Source organism: Marinibacterium profundimaris (genome assembly GCF_002210095.1).
In the GTDB taxonomy this organism is placed as follows: Bacteria; Pseudomonadota; Alphaproteobacteria; order Rhodobacterales; family Rhodobacteraceae; genus Marinibacterium; species Marinibacterium profundimaris.
Window position 1 is genome coordinate 156089 of record NZ_AQQR01000003.1, and the last position, 20790, is coordinate 176878.

General features: G+C 67.3%; 24 protein-coding genes. 9 read left to right on the forward strand and 15 right to left on the reverse strand.

The window, feature by feature from the left end:
* Positions 1–52: 52 nt before the first annotated feature.
* The gene (locus ATO3_RS08955; protein ID WP_088649514.1) at positions 53–829 is read right to left on the reverse strand and encodes a class I SAM-dependent methyltransferase; all 777 of its coding nucleotides are present in this window, start codon (positions 827–829) and stop codon (positions 53–55) included.
* Positions 830–1177: 348 nt separating this feature from the next.
* Here ATO3_RS08955 and ATO3_RS08960 point away from each other — a divergent pair, with 348 nt between their 5' ends.
* Together ATO3_RS08960 and ATO3_RS08965 are read left to right on the forward strand one after the other, a co-directional pair.
* Positions 1178–2209, forward strand: coding sequence for an endonuclease/exonuclease/phosphatase family protein (locus ATO3_RS08960; RefSeq protein ID WP_088649515.1), 1032 nt, complete (start codon positions 1178–1180; stop codon positions 2207–2209).
* Positions 2206–2919: a glycerophosphodiester phosphodiesterase gene (locus ATO3_RS08965; RefSeq protein WP_088649516.1), complete on the forward strand. Its 714-nt coding sequence runs from the start codon at positions 2206–2208 to the stop codon at positions 2917–2919. The genes ATO3_RS08960 and ATO3_RS08965 overlap by 4 nt, the downstream gene beginning before the upstream one ends.
* A gap of 124 nt (positions 2920–3043) precedes the next feature.
* Here the strand turns inward: ATO3_RS08965 and ATO3_RS08970 are convergent, their stop codons facing one another.
* The 4 genes from ATO3_RS08970 to ATO3_RS08985 form a co-directional block, all read right to left on the reverse strand.
* A complete protein-coding gene (locus tag ATO3_RS08970) occupies positions 3044–4105 on the reverse strand; it encodes a methyltetrahydrofolate cobalamin methyltransferase (protein ID WP_088649517.1) in 1062 nt (353 codons plus the stop codon).
* A complete protein-coding gene (locus ATO3_RS08975) occupies positions 4102–4761 on the reverse strand; it encodes an HAD family hydrolase (RefSeq protein ID WP_088649518.1) in 660 nt (219 codons plus the stop codon). The genes ATO3_RS08970 and ATO3_RS08975 overlap by 4 nt, the downstream gene beginning before the upstream one ends.
* 90 nt (positions 4762–4851) lie before the next feature.
* A complete protein-coding gene (locus ATO3_RS08980; protein ID WP_088649519.1) occupies positions 4852–5781 on the reverse strand; it encodes a methylenetetrahydrofolate reductase in 930 nt (309 codons plus the stop codon).
* 17 nt (positions 5782–5798) lie between these two features.
* Entirely contained in the window at positions 5799–6107 is a 309-nt protein-coding gene (locus ATO3_RS08985; RefSeq protein ID WP_088649520.1) for a virulence factor, read from the reverse strand.
* Positions 6108–6534: 427 nt separating this feature from the next.
* Here ATO3_RS08985 and ATO3_RS08990 point away from each other — a divergent pair, with 427 nt between their 5' ends.
* Entirely contained in the window at positions 6535–7647 is a 1113-nt protein-coding gene (locus ATO3_RS08990; protein WP_088649521.1) for a Ppx/GppA phosphatase family protein, read from the forward strand.
* A 110-nt stretch (positions 7648–7757) separates the two neighbouring features.
* The gene (locus ATO3_RS08995; RefSeq protein WP_088649522.1) at positions 7758–8489 is read left to right on the forward strand and encodes an RlmE family RNA methyltransferase; all 732 of its coding nucleotides are present in this window, start codon (positions 7758–7760) and stop codon (positions 8487–8489) included.
* 738 nt (positions 8490–9227) lie between these two features.
* Here the strand turns inward: ATO3_RS08995 and ATO3_RS09000 are convergent.
* Positions 9228–9854 (reverse strand): hypothetical protein, encoded by a 627-nt coding sequence (locus ATO3_RS09000; protein WP_088649523.1) that lies wholly within the window; start codon positions 9852–9854, stop codon positions 9228–9230.
* Between the two features lie 90 nt (positions 9855–9944).
* Here ATO3_RS09000 and ATO3_RS09005 point away from each other — a divergent pair, with 90 nt between their 5' ends.
* Entirely contained in the window at positions 9945–10718 is a 774-nt protein-coding gene (locus ATO3_RS09005; RefSeq protein ID WP_088649524.1) for a pentapeptide repeat-containing protein, read from the forward strand.
* 4 nt (positions 10719–10722) lie between these two features.
* Here ATO3_RS09005 and ATO3_RS09010 read toward each other — a convergent pair whose 3' ends face one another.
* From ATO3_RS09010 to ATO3_RS09035, 6 genes are all read right to left on the reverse strand, one after another.
* Positions 10723–11514: an ABC transporter permease gene (locus ATO3_RS09010; RefSeq protein WP_088649525.1), complete on the reverse strand. Its 792-nt coding sequence runs from the start codon at positions 11512–11514 to the stop codon at positions 10723–10725.
* Complete coding sequence (locus tag ATO3_RS09015; protein WP_088649526.1) at positions 11511–12260, reverse strand: ABC transporter ATP-binding protein; 750 nt, start codon at positions 12258–12260, stop codon at positions 11511–11513. Before ATO3_RS09015 ends, ATO3_RS09010 begins: the two co-directional genes overlap by 4 nt.
* A gap of 2 nt (positions 12261–12262) precedes the next feature.
* The gene (locus ATO3_RS09020) at positions 12263–12517 is read right to left on the reverse strand and encodes a PepSY domain-containing protein (RefSeq protein ID WP_088649527.1); all 255 of its coding nucleotides are present in this window, start codon (positions 12515–12517) and stop codon (positions 12263–12265) included.
* Entirely contained in the window at positions 12514–12954 is a 441-nt protein-coding gene (locus tag ATO3_RS09025; protein ID WP_088649528.1) for a cupredoxin domain-containing protein, read from the reverse strand. Before ATO3_RS09025 ends, ATO3_RS09020 begins: the two co-directional genes overlap by 4 nt.
* Before the next feature lie 66 nt (positions 12955–13020).
* Complete coding sequence (locus ATO3_RS09030) at positions 13021–13998, reverse strand: YVTN family beta-propeller repeat protein (protein ID WP_088649529.1); 978 nt, start codon at positions 13996–13998, stop codon at positions 13021–13023.
* Positions 13991–15181 (reverse strand): ABC transporter substrate-binding protein, encoded by a 1191-nt coding sequence (locus ATO3_RS09035; protein WP_088649530.1) that lies wholly within the window; start codon positions 15179–15181, stop codon positions 13991–13993. Before ATO3_RS09035 ends, ATO3_RS09030 begins: the two co-directional genes overlap by 8 nt.
* A gap of 259 nt (positions 15182–15440) precedes the next feature.
* On the opposite strand from ATO3_RS09035, the gene ATO3_RS09040 reads away from it, so the two are divergent.
* The 4 genes from ATO3_RS09040 (at position 15441) to ATO3_RS09055 (ending at position 18358) form a co-directional block, all read left to right on the forward strand.
* Positions 15441–15944, forward strand: a complete 504-nt coding sequence (locus ATO3_RS09040) for a DUF3280 domain-containing protein (protein WP_088649888.1) — start codon at positions 15441–15443, stop codon at positions 15942–15944.
* Complete coding sequence (locus ATO3_RS09045) at positions 15941–16915, forward strand: ABC transporter substrate-binding protein (RefSeq protein ID WP_088649531.1); 975 nt, start codon at positions 15941–15943, stop codon at positions 16913–16915. The genes ATO3_RS09040 and ATO3_RS09045 overlap by 4 nt, the downstream gene beginning before the upstream one ends.
* 73 nt (positions 16916–16988) lie before the next feature.
* Positions 16989–17684 carry an ABC transporter permease gene (locus ATO3_RS09050; protein ID WP_088649889.1) on the forward strand — a complete coding sequence of 232 codons (696 nt, stop codon included), beginning with the start codon at positions 16989–16991 and terminating at the stop codon, positions 17682–17684.
* Positions 17681–18358 (forward strand): ABC transporter ATP-binding protein, encoded by a 678-nt coding sequence (locus ATO3_RS09055; RefSeq protein ID WP_158217924.1) that lies wholly within the window; start codon positions 17681–17683, stop codon positions 18356–18358. The genes ATO3_RS09050 and ATO3_RS09055 overlap by 4 nt, the downstream gene beginning before the upstream one ends.
* Here the strand turns inward: ATO3_RS09055 and ATO3_RS09060 are convergent.
* From ATO3_RS09060 to ATO3_RS09070, 3 genes are all read right to left on the reverse strand, one after another.
* On the reverse strand, positions 18340–19017 hold the full coding sequence (locus ATO3_RS09060; protein ID WP_088649533.1) for a methyltransferase type 12: 678 nt from the start codon (positions 19015–19017) through the stop codon (positions 18340–18342). The genes ATO3_RS09055 and ATO3_RS09060 overlap by 19 nt on opposite strands.
* Before the next feature lie 414 nt (positions 19018–19431).
* A complete protein-coding gene (locus ATO3_RS09065; RefSeq protein ID WP_233152106.1) occupies positions 19432–19968 on the reverse strand; it encodes a PQQ-dependent catabolism-associated CXXCW motif protein in 537 nt (178 codons plus the stop codon).
* The gene (locus tag ATO3_RS09070; protein WP_088649535.1) at positions 19964–20773 is read right to left on the reverse strand and encodes a substrate-binding domain-containing protein; all 810 of its coding nucleotides are present in this window, start codon (positions 20771–20773) and stop codon (positions 19964–19966) included. Before ATO3_RS09070 ends, ATO3_RS09065 begins: the two co-directional genes overlap by 5 nt.
* Between the last annotated feature and the right edge of the window lie 17 nt (positions 20774–20790).

The window sequence follows — 20790 nt, forward strand, 5'->3', positions numbered from 1 at the left end:
TGTCCTTGCCAAGCCGGGCGACACCGCGCCTAACCTGCCACCTCCCGCCGGCTTATCCCCGCCGCGCCGTCAGCAGCGTCGCGTCCCAGCGCAGCTCGAACGGGTCGAGCCCGTGATGGGCGGCACAGATCGTCTCGAACCGGTCGCGGAACGCGCGCAGCCCGATCCCGCGCACCACCTCCATCACCGTCGCCCGCGTGAGGTACAGATCCAGCAGGTCGCCCATGCTCACCCGTTCCGACCAGGCGTAGCTGCGCAGCTGCACGTCATGGAACCCCTCGACCGCCTCGACCTGCGCCTGCAGCGGCATCTTCGCCTTCTCCCACCGGGTCATGTCGCGCAGCACCTCGGAATGCTCCCGCACGAAGGCGTCGATCTCGGCCACTGCGCCTTCGGGCCGCCGCCGGTTACGCCCCAGCGCCAGGATCCCGCCGGGCACCAGCAACCGCCGCGCCTCGGCAAAGAAGGCCCCGGGCTCGAACCAGTGCACGGCGGTAAAGGCGGACACCAGTCCGGCGCTGCGGTCCGGCAGGTGGATCGCCTCGGCCACGCTGGGATTGGCCTGCACGTTGGGCCAGCGCTGCAGCCGCCGGGTCAGCACCCGGCGCATGTCGTCCCCCGGCTCGACCCCGATCACCATCCAGGAGCCCGGCAGGTGCTGCAACAGCCCCTCGGTCGAGATCCCGGTGCCCGCGCCCACATCCACCGCGCAATGGGCGCTGGCCGGGACCATCCCGGCGAGGTCGCGGAACAGCGCCCGTGGATAGGGCCGGCGATAGGCGTCATAGGCCTCGGCCAGCCCGTCGAACCGGGTGGTGTCAGTCTCCATGCGGCACGCCGTTCATGGCCAGAGCCCCGACCTCGCTCCAAAGGATCCTTCACATTCACCCAAAGGTCACGTCCCCGCTCCTGCCGTCCGATTTCTTTCTGCCCGGGCCACCGCACCATGCGCGCGGCCCGGCTGTGCCACCGCACGGACGGAGAAAGTGCAGACCCTGTTTACATGACATCCAGATGACAGTTCGCCCCGCGAACGCGGGAAAAAGCGCTTTATCGCCAATCCCCTGCCTCATCCCGGCGCCAACCGCCCGGCAATCGCCAGACCTGTGCCCGAAACTCTTGCCTGCCCTGCGTCTGCGTGCCAAGCCGCCATCACAGACCTGACCGGAGTCCCCTCATGCGCCCGATCCTGACGCAGACCGTCCCCGCCCTGGAAACGCCCTCGCAGGAGCTGCGCGATGCGGCAAAGGCCACCGGCGGGAACCGCGCGGCCCATGACCGGATGCTGTCCGACTGGCCCTGCATGACCACGATCGAACTTTCCCAGCCACCCGCCGCCCCGCCCGTTCCGTCCGAGCTGACGGTTTGCGCCTGGAACATGGAACGCTGCAAGCGGGTCGAGGACAGCGCCACGCTGCTGCGCGCCGCCGGCGCCGACGTGGTCCTGGCGACCGAGGTCGACATGGGCATGGCCCGCTCCGGCCAGCGCCACACCACGCGCGACCTGGCCGCCGCCCTGGGCATGGGGTTCATCTATGGCACCGAATTCGTCGAGCTCGGCTCGGGCGATCCGTTCGAGACGGCCGAATTCGCCGATATCCCGAATACGCACGGTCTGCACGGCAATGCCATCCTGTCCCGCTTCCCGCTGCGCGCGCCCTGCCTGATCCCGCTGGACGACGGCGGGCTCTGGTACGTGTCCACGCCCAAGAACGACGGCCAGCACCGGGTCGGCGGCCGCATGGCCATGGCCGCGCAGATCGACACGGCCCAGGGCCCCCTCACCCTCGCCGCCGCCCATTTCGAAAGCGAAAGCGATCCCTCGCTGCGCGCCGACCAGGCCCGCCGCTTGATCGAGGGGCTGGAGCGGCAATATGGCGCCGGCAAGGCGGTGATCGGCGGCGATCTGAACACCAACTGGCTGGCCGACGGCACCCGCACCGCGGCCGAGATCATCGCGGACCCCGCCGCCGTCGAACCCGCCTTCACCCATTTCGCCGAAGCCCGCTTCGACTGGCGCGGCAGCATGACCCCGGGCTTCACCACCCGCTGCCCCCCGGGACGCGCCGCGCGCTATCCGCTGATGATCCTGGACTGGCTCATGGTCCGCGACGTCGCCCCGTTCGGGCCGCGGATCTGGCCCGCGGTCTCCTCCGCCGGCCTCTACCTGTCCGACCACGAGATGCTCTCGACCCGGGTGATCGCATGAGCCCCGCCCTCGTCGCCCATCGCGGCGCCTCCCGCTGGGCGCCGGAAAACACCTTTCCCGCCCTCCGCAAGGCAGTGGACATGGACGCGCAGGTCATCGAATTCGACATCCGCGAAAGCGCCGACGGCGTGCTCTACGTCATGCACGACGAGAAGCTGGACCGCACGACCGACGGCACCGGCCCGTTCCACGCCCTGTCCTCGGCCGAGATCGACGCGCTGGATGCGGGCCGCTGGTTCGGGGCCGAATTCGAAGGCACCCGCGTGCCCCAGTTCGACGCCTATCTCGACGCCATCGCACAAGCAGGGCTCGAGGCCTATGCCGAGGTCAAGTGGTGCGACTGCGACCGCGCCGCCGCGATCATCCGCGAGGCAGGCATGCAGGACCGGACCTTCACCTTCTCATTCGAGGCCGAGATGCGCGCCTGGATGCGCCGCGCCGCACCCGAGATCCGGCACATGGTGATCTCTCCCATCGCGCGCAACGTCTCGGTCGCCCGCGCGCTGCACGGCGCCGACATGATCGAGCTGCACGCCGAAAGCCTGCGCGCCCCGGTGGTGCAGGCCGCCCGCGACGCCGGGCTGCAGATCATGGCCTATTCGAATTCCGACGACCCGAAGGTCTACCGCCGGATGTTCGACCTCGGGATCGATTACATCAATCACGACCATCTGGATCTCACCAACGCCCTGCGATCCGAACGCGGCTAAGCCTGCCTTTAAGAAAAAAGAGGCGCGGCCCGTCATCCGGCGCCACGCCCCTTGTTCTTCTTGGCCCAAATACCTCCGGGGGAGTCGCCGCAGGCGACGGGGGCAGCGCCCCCAGCCCGCCCCGTCAGGCGCGCCGACGCCGCCCGCCCGGACGCCCGCGCCGGCCACCGGCCGCCGAGCCATCCGCCGACGGCGCCTTGTTGAAGGCGATCCAGCCCGCGCCATGCGCGTCGCGGTCGAACAGCAGGTTGGCGGCGCGGATCGCCTCCATCTCCTTGCCCGGCTTCGGCTTGGTCGATCCCAGCCCGAACAGCGTGACGAAGGTCTCGTCGTCCATATCCGCGGGCAGGACGATGCCGGCAGCTTCCACCTCGGCCTTCTTCTCGGCGATCTTCGACTGCGCCACCGGCAGCGCCACCGGGTTCATGATCGCCGATGTCATGCCGGCGCCCATCGCCATCGGCAGGAAGGCGTTGTTGATCCCATGCCGGTTCGGCAGCCCGAACGAGATGTTGGACGCCCCGCAGGTGGTGTTCACGCCCAGTTCCTCGCGCAGGCGGCGCACCAGGGTAAAGACCTGGTGCCCGGCCGTCGCCATGGCCCCGATCGGCATCACCAGCGGGTCGACCACGATGTCATGGGCGGGAATGCCGTAATCCGCGGCGTGCTGAACGATCTTCTTCGCCACCGCAAAGCGCACGTCGGGATCCTCGGAAATCCCGGTGTCGTCGTTGGAAATCGCCACCACCGGCACGTTGTACTTCTTCACCAGCGGCAGGATCTGCTCCAGCCGCTCTTCCTCGCCGGTGACCGAATTCAGCAGCGGGCGGCCCTCGCAGACCTCCAGACCCGCCTCGAGCGCGCCGGGAACCGAGCTGTCGATGCACAGCGGCACGTCGACCAGCGATTGCACCAGCTTCAGGATCTCGACCATCAGCGGCGGCTCGGTCTCGTTCGGGTTGGGGTTCGAATTATAGACCACGCCCGCGTTCACATCGAGAATGTTGGCCCCGGCGGCCACCTGCGCCAGCGCGTCCTTCTCGACGGTGGAAAAATCGCCGGCTTCCAGCTCGGCGGCCAGCTTCTTGCGGCCCGTCGGGTTGATCCGCTCGCCAATCACGCAGAAGGGCTGGTCGAAGCCGATGATGGCGGTCTTCGATTTGGATTCTACGATGGTGCGGGTCATGTCATGGCCTTTCTGTCAAAACGCGCGAGGATGTGTTCCAGCGCCGCGTCGGTGAAATCTTCGATGGTTTCATGGGCCCCGGCCGCGCGCAGGGTGTCCTCCCCGGCAGAGCTGCGGATGCCCACCGCGTAGGCCCCCGAGGCGCGCGCCGCGCGCATGCCCGAGGGGCTGTCCTCGAACGCCACGCAGGCCTCCGGCGAGACGCCGAGGCCGCGCATGGCGGCAAGGTAGGGTTCCGGATCAGGCTTGCCGCGCGCGCATTCGTCGCCGATGATCAGCAGTTCAAAGGCGTCGCGCAGGCCGATGGCCCGCAACATGTGCTCGGCATTGTCGCGCGGTGCATTGGTCACCACGGCAACGTCCCAGCCAGTCTTGCGCGCACGCTCCAGCAGGGCCTCCGCCCCGGGCATCGGCGGCACGTGTCCGGTCAGCCGGTCGCGAAAGCGCGCCTCCTTCTCGTCCGACAGCGCCTGCGGATCCTCGCCCGGGAAAAGGTCGGGAAAGATCTCAAGGTTGTGCCGGCCGTGGATCTTCTCGGCATAGACCTGCGGCGAATAGGACAGCCCGCGTTCGGCGAAGATCTCGCCGAACACATCGATATGGAGCGCGTCCGAATGGATCAGCGTTCCGTCCAGGTCGAACAGAAGTGCCGTCATGGCCCGCCCCCGATCATGGTGCTGCCCCGAGCATAGTGTTGACGCCGATCACGCCCGCAACCGGACCGGTGATCCGGGTCGCGCCGCTGCTTACGCCCTGGCCGCGGGAACGGCCGAGGTCCCGCCGTTCTCGATGGCCCATTCGGCATTTGTCCTGATGCCGCCCAGGGGAAAGAAGTGGACCTGGGCGATGTTGAAGTCCGGATTGGCCGCCTTGTGCGCGGCCAGGGCACTTATCACCTCCGTGGGCTCATAAGGCAACAGCAGCTTGGTGACATCCATGGCGCGTTTCTGCAGAACCTTCAGCGACGGGCCCACACCGCAGGCAATCGCGAACTTGATGAGCGTCTGCAGCTTGGCCGGTCCCGCGATGCCGATATGGATCGGCAGATCGACGCCCGCGGCCTTCACGCCATCGGCCCAGTCGATGATCGACCCGGCATCGAAGGCGAATTGCGTGGCAATGGCCATCTGCGCGTCACTGCGCTCGGCAAAGTTCTGTTTCCAGCGCAGCGCGGCCTCGACATTGGCCATCCCGCCGTTGGGGTCGATATCGCGGTTGCCTTCGGGATGGCCGGCCACGTGCAGCCGGGTGAAGCCCGCCTTGTCGAACAGCCCGGTCTCCATCAGCTGCATGGAGCTGTCGAAATCGCCGTGCGGCTCCGACACGCCGCCGGCCAGCAACAGCGCCTGGGTGACCCCGGCCTCGCCCTGGTACCGGGCGATCCAGTCTTCGAGCATGGCGCGGTCGCGGATGATGCGCGCGGGGAAATGCGGCATCACCTGGTAGCCGTCGGCGGCCAGGCGGGCGGCGGTGCCGACCATCTCCTCGATCGGGGTGCCGTCTATGTGGGCAATGTAGACCCGGGTCCGTTCGGGCAGAAGCGCGCGGAAATCCTCGACCTTCGCGGCCGTGCGCGGCATGACCTCGATCGAATAATCCTGCAGGAAATCCTGTACCCTGGGATCGATCGGGGCCGCCACACGGCCGGCGTCCTTGCGGAAATTCAACAGCGCCATCTGCGCCTCCCTTCTTGCTACTCGCGGGCCTCGGCCCAGCCGCCATTGTCCACCAGGGCGCGGATCCGCGCCTTGTCGTACTCCGTCTCCAGCCGCACCGCCTCGGCCTCGGCCGCCTCCTCCGGCGTGCCTTCGACCGCGTAGGCCGGCGCCTTGCGCCATTCGGCCAGGTAATCATCGGTCCCGGCCATGCCGGACTTCATCGCCGCGCGGTCGATTGCCTGTTCAAAGCGCTCGTGCAGCGGCCGCTTGGTGCCGCGCCGTCCCTTGCCCACGATCACCTGGGCGGGAATGTCGCGCCAGTAAACGATGGTAACATCCGGCATTGCATCTGTCCTTCTTCTGGCCTGTCTAGGGTAAAGATCCGCCCCACAGGTGCACGATTTCGACCTGACGCGACGCGCCAGCGACGCCGTTTCCGATTTGGTCGCGGCGCGCCGGCATCCTTCACATCTTGGTCACCATGTGCAACGCCTCCCGCCCGGCGCCAGTACGCCTATTGCCCCCGAGGCCCGGGCGGGCGCCGGCCCCCGCAACCGGCCGTCCAGCCGGGTCCGGCAGACCCATCGCCGAGGCCTCGCCGCCCCGCGGCGGCCCGTCCCGGCGTCCCGGACAGCCGCCTCGTTCCCCGCCAAATGCCCCTTTTCCGGGCAAGATTCCCGCAAACGCCGCGGCGGCACATGCGACGCGATCTTGCGCCACGCCGCCCCGCATCCTATGCTCATGCTCAACTAGATATCGGAGGGCGTGACCATGGCGCCCAGGCGTCCCAAAGGTGCGGGCGCGTTCCCGAAACCGGTCGAAAGCCCTGCGCCAAACCCGCCCGACCAGTGCGAGCTTTATGCCGCACTGGACCTGGGCACCAACAGTTGTCGCATGCTGATCGCTCAGCCGAAGGGCTCGGGCTTTCACGTCGTCGACAGCTTTTCGAAATCGGTACAGCTGGGTACCGGGCTGGAGAGATCCGGGCGCCTGTCGCGCGCCTCGATGGCGCGTACGCTGCAGGCACTGCGGATCTGCCAGCAAAAGCTCAAGCGCAACAAGGTGCGCCGGATGCGCCTTGTCGCCACCGAAGCCTGCCGCCGCGCCAAGAACGCCGGCGATTTCATCGCGCAGGTCAGGCGCGAAACCGGCCTGAAGCTCGAAATCATCGCCCCCGAGGAGGAAGCCCGCCTCGCCGTGATCTCCTGCGCGCCGCTGGTCTCGACCCGCACCGACAACCTGCTGGTGGTCGACATCGGCGGCGGTTCCACGGAACTGGTCTGGATCGACATCTCCTCGGTTCCGCGCCGCGACCGCCCGGCCGCGATCATGCGCCTGCACGCGGGCTTTCACCCGGCCGAAAGCCCCTTCCCGGCGGCCAAGGTCGTCGACTGGATCTCGGTCCCTCTGGGCGTGGCCACGCTGCGCGACCAGTTCGCCGATGTCGAAGACGACGCCGCGCGCTTTGCCCTGATGTCCTGGTTCTTCGAAGAGAACCTCGCCGAATTCGCTCCGTACAAGGACGAACAGACCCGCGAGGGGTTCCAGATCGTCGGCACCTCCGGGACGGTGACCACGGTCGCCGCCTCGCATCTGGGCCTGAAACGCTACGATCGCACCAAGGTCGACGGGCTGCGCATGACCTCGGACCAGATCGACAAGGTGATCCGCTCCTACCTCGATCTCGGCCCCACCGGCCGCCGCCGCGATCCCCGCATCGGCGAAGACCGGCACGCGCTGATCATGTCCGGCTCGGCCATCCTGCAGGCGCTGTTGCGCTGCTGGCCCACCGACCGGCTCTCGGTCGCCGACCGTGGCCTGCGCGAGGGGCTGCTTTATGCCCAGATGTCCGCGGACGGGGTGCTTGAAGACGGGCCGTTCTAGGCGTATCCGTCCTGTCTTCATCTTTGTGAAAATACCTCCGGGGGAGGTCCGGCCGCAGGGCCGGACGGGGGCAGAGCCCCCGCCTTCGACAGCCAAGGGAAGCCTTCGATATGGTCAAGAAACCCACCGGAAAGTCGCCCACGGGCAAGAACACCTCCGGCCGTGGCCAGCGCGAGCTGACCGTCAAGGTCAAGACCGCCCGGGGCCGCAAGCTGTCCTCGACCCGCTGGCTGCAGCGACAGCTGAACGATCCTTACGTGAAACGCGCCCAGGCCGAAGGCTATCGCGGCCGCGCCGCCTTCAAGATCCTGGAACTGGACGACAAGTACCGCTTCCTCGTCCCCGGCGCCCGCGTCGTAGACCTTGGCTGCGCGCCCGGCGGCTGGTGCCAGGTGGCGGTGCCGCGGGTCAACGCCCTGGGCGAGAAATCCGGCAAGGCGGTCGGCAGGATCCTGGGCGTCGACCTGCAGGAGGTCGAGCCAATCGCGGGCTGCGAGATCCACCAGCTCGACTTCATGGAAGACGACGCGGACCTGAAGGTGAAGGAGTGGCTGGGCGGCCCGGCGGACGTGGTGATGTCGGACATGGCGGCCTCCTCATCGGGACACAAGCAGACAGACCACCTGCGCATCATCGCGCTTTGCGAGGCGGCGGCCTATTTCGCCTTCGACGTGCTGGAACCCGGCGGCACCTTCGTCGCCAAGGTCCTGGCCGGCGGCGCCGAGGGGGAACTTCAGAAGCTGCTCAAGCAGAAGTTCGAAAAGGTGGTGAACGTGAAGCCGCCGGCGTCCCGCTCGGACAGTTCCGAGAAATTCGTCGTGGCGACGGGGTTCCGGGGGTAAGACGCCGAAGGGCGAAAACCGGGGAAACCGTTCATTTCCGACGGAAAAACCTGGCGCGGATGCTTGGCGCCCCTGTATTGGCTCACCGGACCCGGGCCGGCGGGACGACCTGTCCGTGCCTGACCGGTCAGCAGCAGGACGAGGCTCGGCGACAGGCCGGCCTCGCCGCTGTGCCTTGCCTACCCTGCCTTCCCTTGCGCAGGCTTTTTCATCCCAATGAAAGTCCCACAAGCAGAAGGACCATGATCATCAGAACTGCGACGAGCCCCAATACCGGGCCCGCTTTTTTCATTGGTAACTTCTCCGCGTAGCACTTCCCGCAATGCGCCCCTCGGAAACGCATGCGATGTCCGCAGCTGTCACAGCGAAACACCCTGACCGCCATTGTGTCATACCTTCTTGAAATTCAACCGAAGCTTAATTCGGCGCTCTTTTATCCCTACGGCCCACTCGTTTCTTCTTTAATTGACCGCCAGCGCACGATGTCATCGATCGCTGCATATGTGCAGCGCCAACCAAAGCTTGCTTCGAAAAGAGTCGCGAACCGGCGCCTTGATGACAAATATTTCTACCGGTTGTCGTATTAATTTGCATCAGGCGAAAGATAGGCGGATAACCGCCTACCAGATTTGCAGGACAAAATTCTGAAATTCAAAGAAAAATCCGGATCCACAACCGGCATCGGCAAATCCCCGCCACCCGCTCTCGCTTTGCGGGAAGCTTGCATGACAAGAGTGCCTATTTTCCCAGTTCACCGAGAATTATCTGCGCCACGGCAAAAGCGCGCTTTTCCAGCAGGACCGGGCTTTCGCAGACATATGTGATCGACCTCTGCCGGTCCTGGTAGATCCGCGTGTCCCAATAGATTTCGTCTTCCAGCGCCTCGAAGGCGTCCCAGGCGTCGTTGTCGTCGGTCTCTTCCGCCACGGCCTCCAGCTCCCGCGCCCTTTCGCGCTTGGCATCGATCTGCTGCGACAGGCCGCGATGTTTCTCGGCAAAGCGGCTGATGCCCCCGATGATCTTGTAACGCTCGGTGTCGATCTCCTGGAACACCCCGGCAAAGAGACGGGTCAGCCGCTCGTCGCGGCTTTCGGTCTCGGTGGGCCCAATATCTGCCACCAGCGGCGCCACCTCCTCCAGCGGCACGCCGCGTGCGGTCAGCAGCGGCACCAGTTCGGCCAGCGTCTCGTCCTGGCGCCAGCGCGGCGTCTCGGGCAGGGCCGGGCCGGTCCACATCTGGCCCCAGGACAGATGTTCCACCTTGCGCTGCACGCAGGGCCAGTTCTCGTCGCCGAAGGCCGCAGCCGCGCCCGGCAAGAGCGTCAGGGCCGCCAGAAGTGCCCATACCTTGGTCGTGCCTGTCATCTTCGTGATCCTCCCATATCCTCTTGTACGCTATGCTACGGAGCGGTCTCGTCCCGCCGACGGGGAATGACCCCATATCGGAGCAGCGCCATGCGGTTCATCTTAATCCTCTGCCTCTCCATGGCTCTCGCCGGACCGGGCCGGGCGCAATCGCCGCTCGACGGGGTCGACCTGCAAAGCCCCGCGATGACCGAGGCGAAGCTGACCCGCGACGAGGTGATCGAGAGGCTCTCTGCCGACCATCCCGATTTCACGCAGGAGTGGATGAACGGGCTCGACCTCTCGGGGCTGGATTTCACCGGCGCCACCCTGCGCGCCGCGCGGCTGAACCACGCCAACCTCAGCGGCGCCATCCTCGACAAGGCCGAGCTGAGCCAGGCCTGGCTGATGGAGGCCGACCTGACCGGCGCCTCGTTGCGCGAGGCCACGCTGTTCCAGACCCAGCTGACCGGCGCGACGCTTCGCGGCGCCAATCTCACCGGCGCGCGACTGGCCTGCGATTTCACCGGGGCCGACCTGCGCGAGGCCAAGTTCGACCTCGCCGATTTCTCGGCCGACATGAAGAACCAGTCCATGGGGCTGATGCGCGGCGTGCTCAACCATGCCGAGGCTGACGGCGCCAGCTTTCGCGGCGCGCAGCTGATGCGGGCCGACATGGAATTCGCCTCGCTCAAGGGCGCCGACCTGACCGGGGCGGATCTGGCCATGGCCACGCTGGGCGGCGCCGACCTGACCGGCGCGCGGGTGGCAGGCGCCGATTTCCAAAATGCCGATGTCACCTCGGCCCGGCTGATCGGCCTCGACGGGCTCGCCGACGGACAGCTGGACACCGCCCGCAACCTCGACCGCGCGTTTCGCGACTGACCCGTCATCGCCGCGCCGCCATCAGCCCGCGCGACGGGTTGTAGGCCCAAAGGGCCGCGCCCAGGAACAGCGCGCCGCAGCCCAGGACGACGGCCAGCGCCAGCCAGTTGACCTGCAGATACAGCGCGAAGCGGATCAGCTCCACGCAATGGGTGAACGGGTTCAGCTGCGCGATCTGATAGAGCAGCACCGACCCCTCGCGCACCCTCCACAGCGGGTAAAGCGCGGACGACGCAAAGAACATCGGGAAGATGACGAAGTTCATCACCCCCGCGAAATTCTCCAGCTGCTTCACGGCGGACGAGATGAAGAGCCCGATCGCCCCCAGCACTAGCCCCGACAGCACCAGCGCCGGCACCGCCGCAAGATAGCCCAGCCAGGGCGGGTCCACGCCCCAGATCCGCGCGATCAGCAGGAAGGTATAGACCTGCAGCAGCGACACCAGCACGGACGCGAACAGCTTCGTCGTCAGCAGGAAGCCCCGGGGATAGGGGCTGACCAGCAGGGTCCGCATCGCGCCGGTTTCCCGGTCGTAGACCATCGACAGCGACGATTGCATCCCGTTGAACAGCTGGATCATCCCGCAGAGCCCCGGCACCACGTAGACCTCGTAATGCACATAGGTTTCGTAGGGCGGCGTGATCGACAGGCCCAGCACCGCCCGGAACCCGGCGGCAAAGATGAAAAGCCAGACCAGCGGACGGACCAGCGCCGCGAAAAACCGTTCCTTCTGCTGGAAGAACCGCAGCATCTCGCGCCAGAAGATACCGCGCGCGCAGATCCACCAGCCGCTCATGCCGCGTCGCCCCCGCGCTCGGCGGTCATCTCCAGGAACGCCTCCGACAGGCCCTGCGCCCCGGCGATCTCGGCCGCCGGTCCCCGGGCCAGAACGCGGCCCCGGTGCAGCACGACCACGGGGTCCTGGGGCCAGATCTCGTCGATCAGATGCGTGGTCCACAGCACGCCGACGCCCTCCTGCGCCGTCAGCCGGTGCACGTCGGCCACGATATCGGCGCGGGATTTCACATCCAGCCCCACGGTCGCCTCGTCACACAGAAGCAGCGCAGGCGAATGCAGCAGCGCGCGCGCGATCTCGACCCGCCGCACCTGCCCGCCCGACAGCCGTCCGACCTTGTCGCCGGCGCGGTCGCCCATTCCGATCTTGTCCAGCAGCGCCTCCATCCTGGGCCGCACCGCGCCCCAGGCGCGCCCGTGCAGGGCGCCCTGATAGCGGAAGTTCTGCGCCACGGTCAGCGAGGCATCCAGCGCCCGGCTCTGGAACACGACACCGGTGCGGGCCAGCGCCGCGCGGGCATCCCGTTCCACCGGGTGGCCGCAGATCGAAATCTCGCCCACCCGCGTCACGAACAGCCGGGTCACCAGGTTGAAAAGCGTCGACTTGCCCGCGCCGTTCACGCCCAGCAAGGCCACGAACCGCCCGCGCGGCACCCGAAGCGACACGTCGTCCAGCGCCACGCGCGTTCCGTAGGAATGGCTGACGCCCGCGACATCCAGCGCGGGCGCGGCGTCATGATCGGGCAAGTTCACTCCTTGCGCTTTTCCACCACCTCGAAGTCCTTCGACAGCTCGATGTCGTATTGCCCGTCCGAGCAGAAGACATCGTCCAGCTCGTAGCCGTCCGCCTCGACCTCGATGTCGTCGGGATCCATCTCGCATTCCATGTTGTCGAGAATGTCGAGGATCGCCTCCATCTCCGCCTCGGTCGGGGCGTCGTCGGCAAAGACAGGGGCGGACAGACCGGCAGCCAGCGCGGCGGCCATCACGAGAACACGGGTCATTGGATCGAAATCTCCACTTTCTGGGTGTCGCCGGTGGACCCGGGAATCTTCAGTTCATAGCGCCCGGGCTTGATGGCAATGAAGGTAAACCGGACCGTACCTTCTGCATCGAATTCGAAACTGTCCAGCGCCATCGGTCGGATCTCGAGGTCATTGATGACCACCTCGTTGATCCAGATCGCGCGGAAGAATTCCGGACCCACCAGCGCCAGCTCCTGCGATCCGTCGGCCTCGATATACATCGTGTAATAGGCGCCCGATTGCAGCGCCATCGGCGCCTCGGCCAGCGGCTTGCCGGCCGACAGCGTGACCTTCGGCAGCTCCTCGCGGTTGCACTTGGCCAGCAGCCCGGCAAAGCCGAAATCGTCGCACAGCGGCGCCGCGGCCAGGGGCCCGGCAAACAGGCCAAGGGCTGCGGCGGCAATCAGGTGTTTCATGTCATCCTCCCGGGTAACTCTTTGTAATGGTTCACTGGCTGGGCCACGCGGCCGGGCTGTCGCTCGTCAGTTCGGAGAGACGACGACGCCCCAGGGCAATTCGCCGACCTGCACCGATTTCACGACCTTGCGCGCCTCCACGTCGATGAAGGACACGTCGTTGGAATTGCCGTTGGTCGAGATGATGTATTTCTCGTCCGGCGTGAACCCCAGCTGCCAGACCCGCTGTCCCACCAGCAGGTAATCCACCACCTCGTCCGTCTCGCCGTCGATCACCGCCACCCGGTTCGAGGGGCCGAGCGCGACGAAGACGGTCTTGCCGTCGCGCGTCACCCGCACGCCCACCGGCTGCAGCGCCTCGGGCACGATGCCGGGCACCTCGAAGGTGATCTTCTTCATGATGTCGCCGGTCGCGGGGTCGATCACGCTGACGGTGCCGCCGATCTCGGCCGAGACATAAAGCTTCGATCCGTCTTCGGTGAACTGGGCAAAGCGCGGGCGGCTGTCGACCAGCGTGTTGATGTCCAGCTCATAGGTCTCGGTATTGATGAAATGGGCCATATTCGTCGTCTCGGACGTGTTGACCACGTATTTCCCGTCCGGAGACACGCCCATGCCCTCGGGCTCCACCCCCACCGGGATCTCGGCCAGAACGCGCCTGGTCTCGACATCGACGACGGTGACGATGTTGTCGTCCTCGTTGGCGATGTACAGCGGGTTGCCCGACGGGTGCAGCACGAACAATTCCGGGTCCGGCCCCGAGGGCAGCGTGTGCAGCAGCTCCATCGTCGTGGGGTCATAGACCTCCACCGTGTCGTCGTCCGAGGCGCACAGGTACAGCTCATGCCCCGAAGGCGAGATGGTGATGCCGCGCGGCCGCTGGCCGGTCTCCACGGTGCGGATCACTTCCATCGTCTCGGTGTCGATAAGCGTGACGGAATTGCCCTTCTCGTTGCTGACATAGGCGGTGTAGGCCATGGCCTGGCCCGCCAGAAGCGCAGCGGTTGCGGTCGCGGCCAGGAACTTTGTCATCGGCTTAATCATCAAGGGAACACTCCGTTTCGGGTTCGTCGTAGCCCAGCGTGTCCAGCTGGGATGTCTGGTGCAGGAATTCCTCCTGCGGCGAGACCGAGACCACCAGCGGACCATCGGCCAGCAGGATCCCCTGCCGCAACTGCTGGTTCCAGGGCCGGAAGCTAAGGGGCAGGCCCTTGAAGCCGGGGATCTCGAACTCGTCCGAGCGGAGGTAGGCGCGGATCGTCTGCGGATCGGCGCTTTCGGTGCGGGTCACCCCCTCGCCCACGATGCGCACGGCCAGCCAGGCGAGGTAGTCGCGCCCCGACATGTAGCGGTTCGCGTGTTTCTCGAACCGGGTCTGCAACTGCGTGCCGCCCCAGCCTTCGGATCCGGGATGCCAGTCGCGCACCCTGAGCCCGGCATCGCCCGCGACGGGACGCGGATCCCAGGTGCGGTACGGCAGGTACAGCCCGAAGACCTCGTTTTCATCCGCCGCGATCACCACGTCGTGACGCCTGGCGTTCTGGGTAAAGACCGGCATCTGCCGCTGCACCAGCACGTGGCCGCTGTCGCTGCGCCGCGCGCCGCCGGTGTCTTCATAGACCCGTTCCTCGACGATATCGGCGCCGAACCTGCCCGCCGCCCGCCGGTATGCCTCGGCCATGGCGATGTCCTCGGGGTGGGACCCATGGATCAGCAGCCAGCGGTCCCATTTCTTCCAGACCAGGTACTGCGCCAGCGCATCCGCCTTCATCGCCCGGCTGGGAATGACGTGAAACAGGTTTGCCTCGCACCCCGACAGGCGCAGCGCGTCATCCTCGGCGCCGATGTTCAGCACCAGCGCCTCGGGAACCGCCGCCGCGATCTCCTCCAGCAGCGCGGCCTTTGCATCGATGGCGAAAAACCCCACGCCCCCGGCCCGTGCCGCCTCAACCGCCGCCACGGCCTCCTCCGGCGTGGGCGTCAGCACCTCCAGCGCATAGGTATGGCCCAGGAACCGCCCGGTCGTCGCATTGTCCGCCAACCCCACCTCGGCCCCGGCGATGCCGTCGTTCTCCGCAGGCTCCTCCAGCCGGGTCAGCGGCAGCGGCGCCGCGTCCTGCACCAGGACCAGCCCCACCCGGGCCTCCACCACCTCGGCCAGCGCGACACCCGCCCAGCCCAGCCCGGCCAGCGCCACGCAGGCGGCGCGAACAATGGTGTTCCGCATGGTCCTCCCCCCTTGCGTCCCGTCGCGCGGCACCTCCCCCGGGTCCGGCCCGGGCGCGCACCACGCCTCCTCTCGAACCGATGAAGCCGCCGCGCACGCCCCGCGTCAAGCCGCCGCCCTCCGCCCTGCCCGCGCCTTCTCACAATCTGAGAGCGCACCCCCGACCTTGGTCGGATTTTCTTGTCACCGCAGGATCTTGGCCCATTTCTGTGCCAAGGTAGGATACCCCGGCCATTCGCAGGAGGAGAGGATGCGCCCGATGACCAGTCCACCGACATTGCCCCGGGCCCTGGCCGCCCTGCTGGCCCTGCTCTGCCTGGCGGCCCTGCCCGCCCGGGCCGAAGATCCGCAATCGGTCGCCTTCTTCGGCATCACCCTGCTCAACACCAGCATGGAACCGGTGACCGAAGCGGAAGCCGCGCGCCTGCAGGCCGCCGAGGCGCAGATCGTCGAGACCATGACCGAGAGCGGCCGCTTCACCTTCGTCGACACAGCACCCATCGCGGAAGAGGCCGACCGCTACACCAACCTCGCGCAATGCAACGGCTGCGACAGCGCCTTCGCACAGGACCTCGGCGCCGATCTCGCCATGTCCGGCGAGTTCCAGAAGACCTCCAACCTGATCCTTTCCTTCACCCTCTACCTGCGCGACGCCGAAACGGGTAACCTCGTCGGCGGAGGCTCCGCCGACATCCGCGGCAATACCGACGACAGCTGGCACCGCGGCGTCCGCTACATCCTCAGAAACAGGATCTTGAAATGAAACGCTTTCTGCTCTCCGCCGTCACCAGCCTCGGGCTCGCGCTTCCGGCCGCGGCCGAGGACCTGCCGAGCCTGCGCATCGCCGTGCTGAAGTTCGGCACCGTGAACTGGCTGATGGAAACGATCACCTCGAACGGCTTCGACACCGAAAACGGCTTCACCCTCGACACCGTCCCGCTCGCCGGCGGCGCTGCCACCTCCGTGGCGTTCCAGTCCGGCGACGTGGACATGATCGTCGACGACTGGGTCTGGGCGCTTTATCAGCGCGACCACGGCGTGCCGATCGAATTCGTCCCCTATTCCAACACCCTGGGCGCGCTGATGGCGCGGCCCGGCATCACCACGATCTGCGACCTGAAGGGCAAGAAGATCGGCGTGGTCGGCGGCGAAACCGACAAGAGCTGGATCATCCTGCAGGCGCTCGCCACCCGCGACTGCGGCTTCGACATCACCCAGGAGGCCGAGATCCTCTTCGGCGCACCGCCCCTGATGTCGCAACAGCTGGAATCGGGCGCGGTCGACGCGGTCTCCACCTACTGGCACTTCGCGGCCAAGCTTCAGGCCGTCGGCATGCCGAAACTGGTCGGCGTGCACGACGCGATGGTCGAACTGGGGATCGACCCGCCGCCGCCGATGATCGGTTTCGTCTGGAACGACGACCGCACCGACAGCGACCTTGTCGCCGCGATGATGCGCGCCGCCGAAGCCGGGCGCGCCGCGCTGGCCGAGGATGCCGCCTGGGACGCCCTGCGCCCGATGATGCGCGTCTCCTCGGACGAGGAATTCGTGGCCCTGCGCGATGCCTTCCAGGCCGGTCGCCCCGGCCCCTGGACCAAGGCCAACACCGACGCGGCGCACAAGCTCTACGACCTGCTGACCGAACTTGGCGGCGAAGGCTTCAAGGCCGAGGCCGGGCCCTTCACGCCCGAGATCTTCAACGATCCCACGGCCGCCTCGCCGAATGCCGGCTGACATCCTGACGGGTCGGGCACGGGGGGGCCGGGCACGGGGGGCCGCCTGGCCCCTCTTTTCGCTTGCGCTGCTGATGGCGGTCTGGACCCTAGCCTCGGCCCTGATCCAGTCCGACCTGCTGCCCAGCCCCCTCGCCGTCTGGGAGGCGTTCCAGCGCGAGTTGCGCCTGGGCTATATAGAGGACATGGCCGCCACGCTGGGCCGCGTCGCCGCCGCCTTCCTGCTGGCCATGACCATCGGCTCGGCCATCGGCATCTGGCTGGGCACGACACCGGCGGCCGACCGGCTGCTGTGGTCCTGGGTGATCTTCTTCCTCAATGTCCCGGCGCTGGTCACCATCGTGCTCTGCTACGTCTGGTTCGGCCTGACCGAGGCCGCCGCCGTCACCGCCGTGGCGCTCAACAAGATCCCCAATGTCGCGGCCACCCTGCGCGAAGGCGCGCGGTCGCTCTCGACCGACCTCGCCGAGATGGCCCAGCTTTATGAGCTTCCCCGCAGCGCCCGGCTGCGCCACGTGATCCTGCCCCAACTTGCCCCGTTCTTCGCCGCCGCCGCCCGCAACGGGCTGGCTCTGGTCTGGAAGATCGTGCTGGTGGTCGAACTTCTGGGCCGCCCCAACGGCGTGGGGTTCGAAATCCACTCGCAGTTCCAGCTGTTCGACGTGGCCGGGATCTTTGCCTATGCGCTGGGCTTCATCGTGATCGTTCAGGCCATCGAATGGCTGATCCTGGCGCCCTGGGAAACCGCCACGCGCCGGTGGCGCCGATGACAGGCCTGACCATCGACCTGCGCGGCAAGTCCTTCTCGGGCACGCCCGTGCTTGGCCCGCTGTCCTTCACGCTTGCCCCCGGCGAACGCGCCTGCCTGCTGGGCCCCTCCGGCATCGGCAAAAGTACGCTGCTGTCGCTGATCGCCGGGTTCGACCGCGCCTATGACGGCACGATCGCCCTGCCTCCGGGCCGGATCGCCATGGTGTTCCAGGCGCCCCGGTTGCTGCCCTGGCGCACGCTGGCGCAGAACATCGCGCTGATCCCCGGGGCCGGAGACCTCTCCCGCGCGCGCGCCCTTCTGGCCGAGGCCGGCCTCGCCGATGCGGCGGACCAGTATCCCGAAAAGGTCTCTCTCGGCATGCAGCGGCGCGCGGCCCTCTGCCGTGCCCTGGCGGTCTCGCCCGCGCTGATCCTGCTCGACGAACCGCTGGTCTCGCTCGATCCCGCCTCGACCGAGCAGATGCGCGCCCTCCTGCGCCGGACCCTCGACCTGACCGGCGCCACGGCGCTGCTGACCACCCATGACCGGCGCGAGGCGCTGGCCCTGACCGACCGCATCCTGGAAATCGACGGCCGCCCCGCGACGCTGCGCCACGACCGCCCCTCGCCGCTTTCGCGCGACGACAGGCTGGATCCCCAGCGCGTCGAGACCGCCTATCGCGAGATGTTCTGATCCCGCCTGGCGGTGAACAGCACCTGTCCCCGCGGCAGCATCACATCGCCGCGCGTGACCTGCCATCCGGCGCTGCCCGCCAGGTGCACCACATCCGCCTCCAGCACGTGATAAGGCGGCCGGATGTCATGGGTCACCACCCCGTCGGGCTGGCGCCAGGGCCGCGCCGCCGTTGCGGCATCGGGGACGAGAAAGACGGTGAACAGGACCCGCTCCAGCCGGTCGAACCGGGCCAGGTTCACCAGCGCCCGGCGCAGGAAGGCCATGGGCAGATGCGGAAAGACGGCGAATGCGATGGCATGGGTGATGTGGTCCGGCACCCCGGGAAAATCGAAACGCGCATCCTCGATCAGCCGGTCCATGCCCAGCCGCCCGGGATCTTCCAGCTCGGCCTGACGCCCCGCCAGCATCAGCGCGCGCGAGGCATCCGTGGCCCAGTAATGGCCCGCTTCCATCCAGGGCACCGCCTTGCACCCCAGCCGCAGCGCCCCGGCCCCGATGTCCAGCAGGTGATGCCCCGGCTCCAGCCCCGCGTCCTGCAGGATCTGCATCTGGATCCGCCCGGTCTCCTCCCACCGTCCGCCGACGGCGTCACGGTGCCGGCCGCTGGCAATGGCGGTCTCGTGGAAACCTGCGGCGTCATAGGGGTTCGAGATCACGGCGACAGGCTTTCAGAGGGGAATGGTCGCGTCCATTGCACGCCGTTCCCCGATCCTGTCAAGCGATGGTGGCCCGCCCACCCGGGATTGCATGTGCAGCCGGCGGCCCTGCCTGTCGCCATCGGTGCCTGAACCAAAGGCGCATCAATGGCGATCCCCGAAGGTAAATTCCCCAGTAGGAAAGCGGGCGTTCCGCGCGGTGGCAGGCACCGCCCCTTGTCTGCAACCTCCCCCAGAGAGCTTGCGGCGAAGCGCAGCACCGCCCCTTGTCTTCTTCTTGGTCAAAATACCTCAATCCGACATTGCCACCGCTTCTGCCCTGCGAAGCACAGCGCCAAACCTTTCCAAAAGGTTAATCCGCCGCTGCAAGTCCTTGATTTCGCTTGGACCACCTAGTGTCCCACGCGTGGGACATCACGGCGCCCAGGGCTGCATCCGCTCCAGCGGCAACCCTTCGGCCGCCCATCCGTCCAGCCCTTCGGGAAACCAATAGACCGCCGTATAGCCCAACTCCTCAACCGCCCGTTTCGCGGCATTCCAGGACATCCAGCAGTTGGCCTGGCAGAAGAACAGCACCGGCGCCTCCGGGTCCCCGCCCGTCACCGCCGCCAGCCCGTCCTCCAGATAGGCCCGCCGATCCTCCGGCAGGAGCCCATGGCCCGTGTTGGGCAGCCAGACCGCGCCCGGCACCGTCTCGCGCGGCTTGTCGATCCACAGCGTGCCCTCGGGCAGGTTGTCCGGTTTCGGTGGGCGCGGAAAGACATCGACGAAGGCTGTCTCGCCATCCTCCCAGAGGCTGCGGGCCTGCGCGGCATCGACCACCGTCGCACCCGACAGCGTGTCGGGCACCGGCGCGCGGTAGGCCTCGGTCCGGTAGCCCGCGGGCTCGGGCACGCCGCCGGCCTGGCAGGCCGGGGCGGCGATCAAAAGCGCGACAAGGACGGCCTCAATCCGCACGACCGAACTCGTCGACCAAAGGCACGCCGTAGTCGGTCAGGATCGCGTCGATCTCGTCCTGGTTGCGGCGGATCAGCGAGTTCAGCTCGCGCTTCCAGGTCAGCTCGCCCTGCCGCACGCCCATGGTGATGCGGTAGAACAGCCGCGGCGCACCCTCTTCCTTCAGAAGCGGCGTCACCACCAGGTCCATGTCCGACTGACCCGCGTACCAGCCCGCAAGCGGCCCCCAGAGCACGGCGGCATCGATCTCGCCCGCCTCCAGGTCGGCCATCATCAGCTCCACCGGGCTTTCGGCGCGGCGGTCGACCATCAGCTTGTAACCCCTGGCCTTGCCGATCAGCCCCTGCCGGGCCATGTGGGTGGCTGGCGGGCTGCCCGCTGTCACCCCGATCACCAGGTCCTGCAGCCGGGGATCGCCCAGGTGATCCACATCGGCCAGGTCACTGTCCGACGGCACCACGATCGCGTAGGCCGAGGTGTAGTAATGGTTGGTGTTCAGCACCAGCTCGTGCCCCTGGGCAAAGCCGATCACCACGTCGCAGCGCCCGCTGGCCAGGGTCTGGCGCACGAAGCCGGTGGCCTGCGGGAACCAGGTGTATTGCACCGGCCGGCCCAGCTTCTCCGCGAAGAGCGCGGCTATGCGGTTCTCGAACCCCGTCTCCTCCTGGTTGGAAAACGGCGTGTTGGCGGGATCGGCGCAGACCCGGAAATAATCCTGCGACACCAGATCCGAGGTATCCGTCTCGGCCCGCGCCACACCCGCGCCGGCACCGGCCAGGCAAAGCCCGGCCAGCGCCATCCGAAGGCCGCGTCTCA

Bases quoted from the DNA above. Each gene is read 5' to 3' on its own strand.
- ATO3_RS08955 (WP_088649514.1), bottom strand. From the start codon at position 829: ATGGAGACTGACACCACCCGGTTCGACGGGCTGGCCGAGGCCTATGAC.
- ATO3_RS08960 (WP_088649515.1), top strand. From the start codon at position 1,178: ATGCGCCCGATCCTGACGCAGACCGTCCCCGCCCTGGAAACGCCCTCG.
- ATO3_RS08965 (WP_088649516.1), top strand. From the start codon at position 2,206: ATGAGCCCCGCCCTCGTCGCCCATCGCGGCGCCTCCCGCTGGGCGCCG.
- ATO3_RS08970 (WP_088649517.1), bottom strand. From the start codon at position 4,105: ATGACCCGCACCATCGTAGAATCCAAATCGAAGACCGCCATCATCGGC.
- ATO3_RS08975 (WP_088649518.1), bottom strand. From the start codon at position 4,761: ATGACGGCACTTCTGTTCGACCTGGACGGAACGCTGATCCATTCGGAC.
- ATO3_RS08980 (WP_088649519.1), bottom strand. From the start codon at position 5,781: ATGGCGCTGTTGAATTTCCGCAAGGACGCCGGCCGTGTGGCGGCCCCG.
- ATO3_RS08985 (WP_088649520.1), bottom strand. From the start codon at position 6,107: ATGCCGGATGTTACCATCGTTTACTGGCGCGACATTCCCGCCCAGGTG.
- ATO3_RS08990 (WP_088649521.1), top strand. From the start codon at position 6,535: ATGGCGCCCAGGCGTCCCAAAGGTGCGGGCGCGTTCCCGAAACCGGTC.
- ATO3_RS08995 (WP_088649522.1), top strand. From the start codon at position 7,758: ATGGTCAAGAAACCCACCGGAAAGTCGCCCACGGGCAAGAACACCTCC.
- ATO3_RS09000 (WP_088649523.1), bottom strand. From the start codon at position 9,854: ATGACAGGCACGACCAAGGTATGGGCACTTCTGGCGGCCCTGACGCTC.
- ATO3_RS09005 (WP_088649524.1), top strand. From the start codon at position 9,945: ATGCGGTTCATCTTAATCCTCTGCCTCTCCATGGCTCTCGCCGGACCG.
- ATO3_RS09010 (WP_088649525.1), bottom strand. From the start codon at position 11,514: ATGAGCGGCTGGTGGATCTGCGCGCGCGGTATCTTCTGGCGCGAGATG.
- ATO3_RS09020 (WP_088649527.1), bottom strand. From the start codon at position 12,517: ATGACCCGTGTTCTCGTGATGGCCGCCGCGCTGGCTGCCGGTCTGTCC.
- ATO3_RS09025 (WP_088649528.1), bottom strand. From the start codon at position 12,954: ATGAAACACCTGATTGCCGCCGCAGCCCTTGGCCTGTTTGCCGGGCCC.
- ATO3_RS09030 (WP_088649529.1), bottom strand. From the start codon at position 13,998: ATGATTAAGCCGATGACAAAGTTCCTGGCCGCGACCGCAACCGCTGCG.
- ATO3_RS09035 (WP_088649530.1), bottom strand. From the start codon at position 15,181: ATGCGGAACACCATTGTTCGCGCCGCCTGCGTGGCGCTGGCCGGGCTG.
- ATO3_RS09040 (WP_088649888.1), top strand. From the start codon at position 15,441: ATGACCAGTCCACCGACATTGCCCCGGGCCCTGGCCGCCCTGCTGGCC.
- ATO3_RS09045 (WP_088649531.1), top strand. From the start codon at position 15,941: ATGAAACGCTTTCTGCTCTCCGCCGTCACCAGCCTCGGGCTCGCGCTT.
- ATO3_RS09050 (WP_088649889.1), top strand. From the start codon at position 16,989: ATGGCGGTCTGGACCCTAGCCTCGGCCCTGATCCAGTCCGACCTGCTG.
- ATO3_RS09055 (WP_158217924.1), top strand. From the start codon at position 17,681: ATGACAGGCCTGACCATCGACCTGCGCGGCAAGTCCTTCTCGGGCACG.
- ATO3_RS09070 (WP_088649535.1), bottom strand. From the start codon at position 20,773: ATGGCGCTGGCCGGGCTTTGCCTGGCCGGTGCCGGCGCGGGTGTGGCG.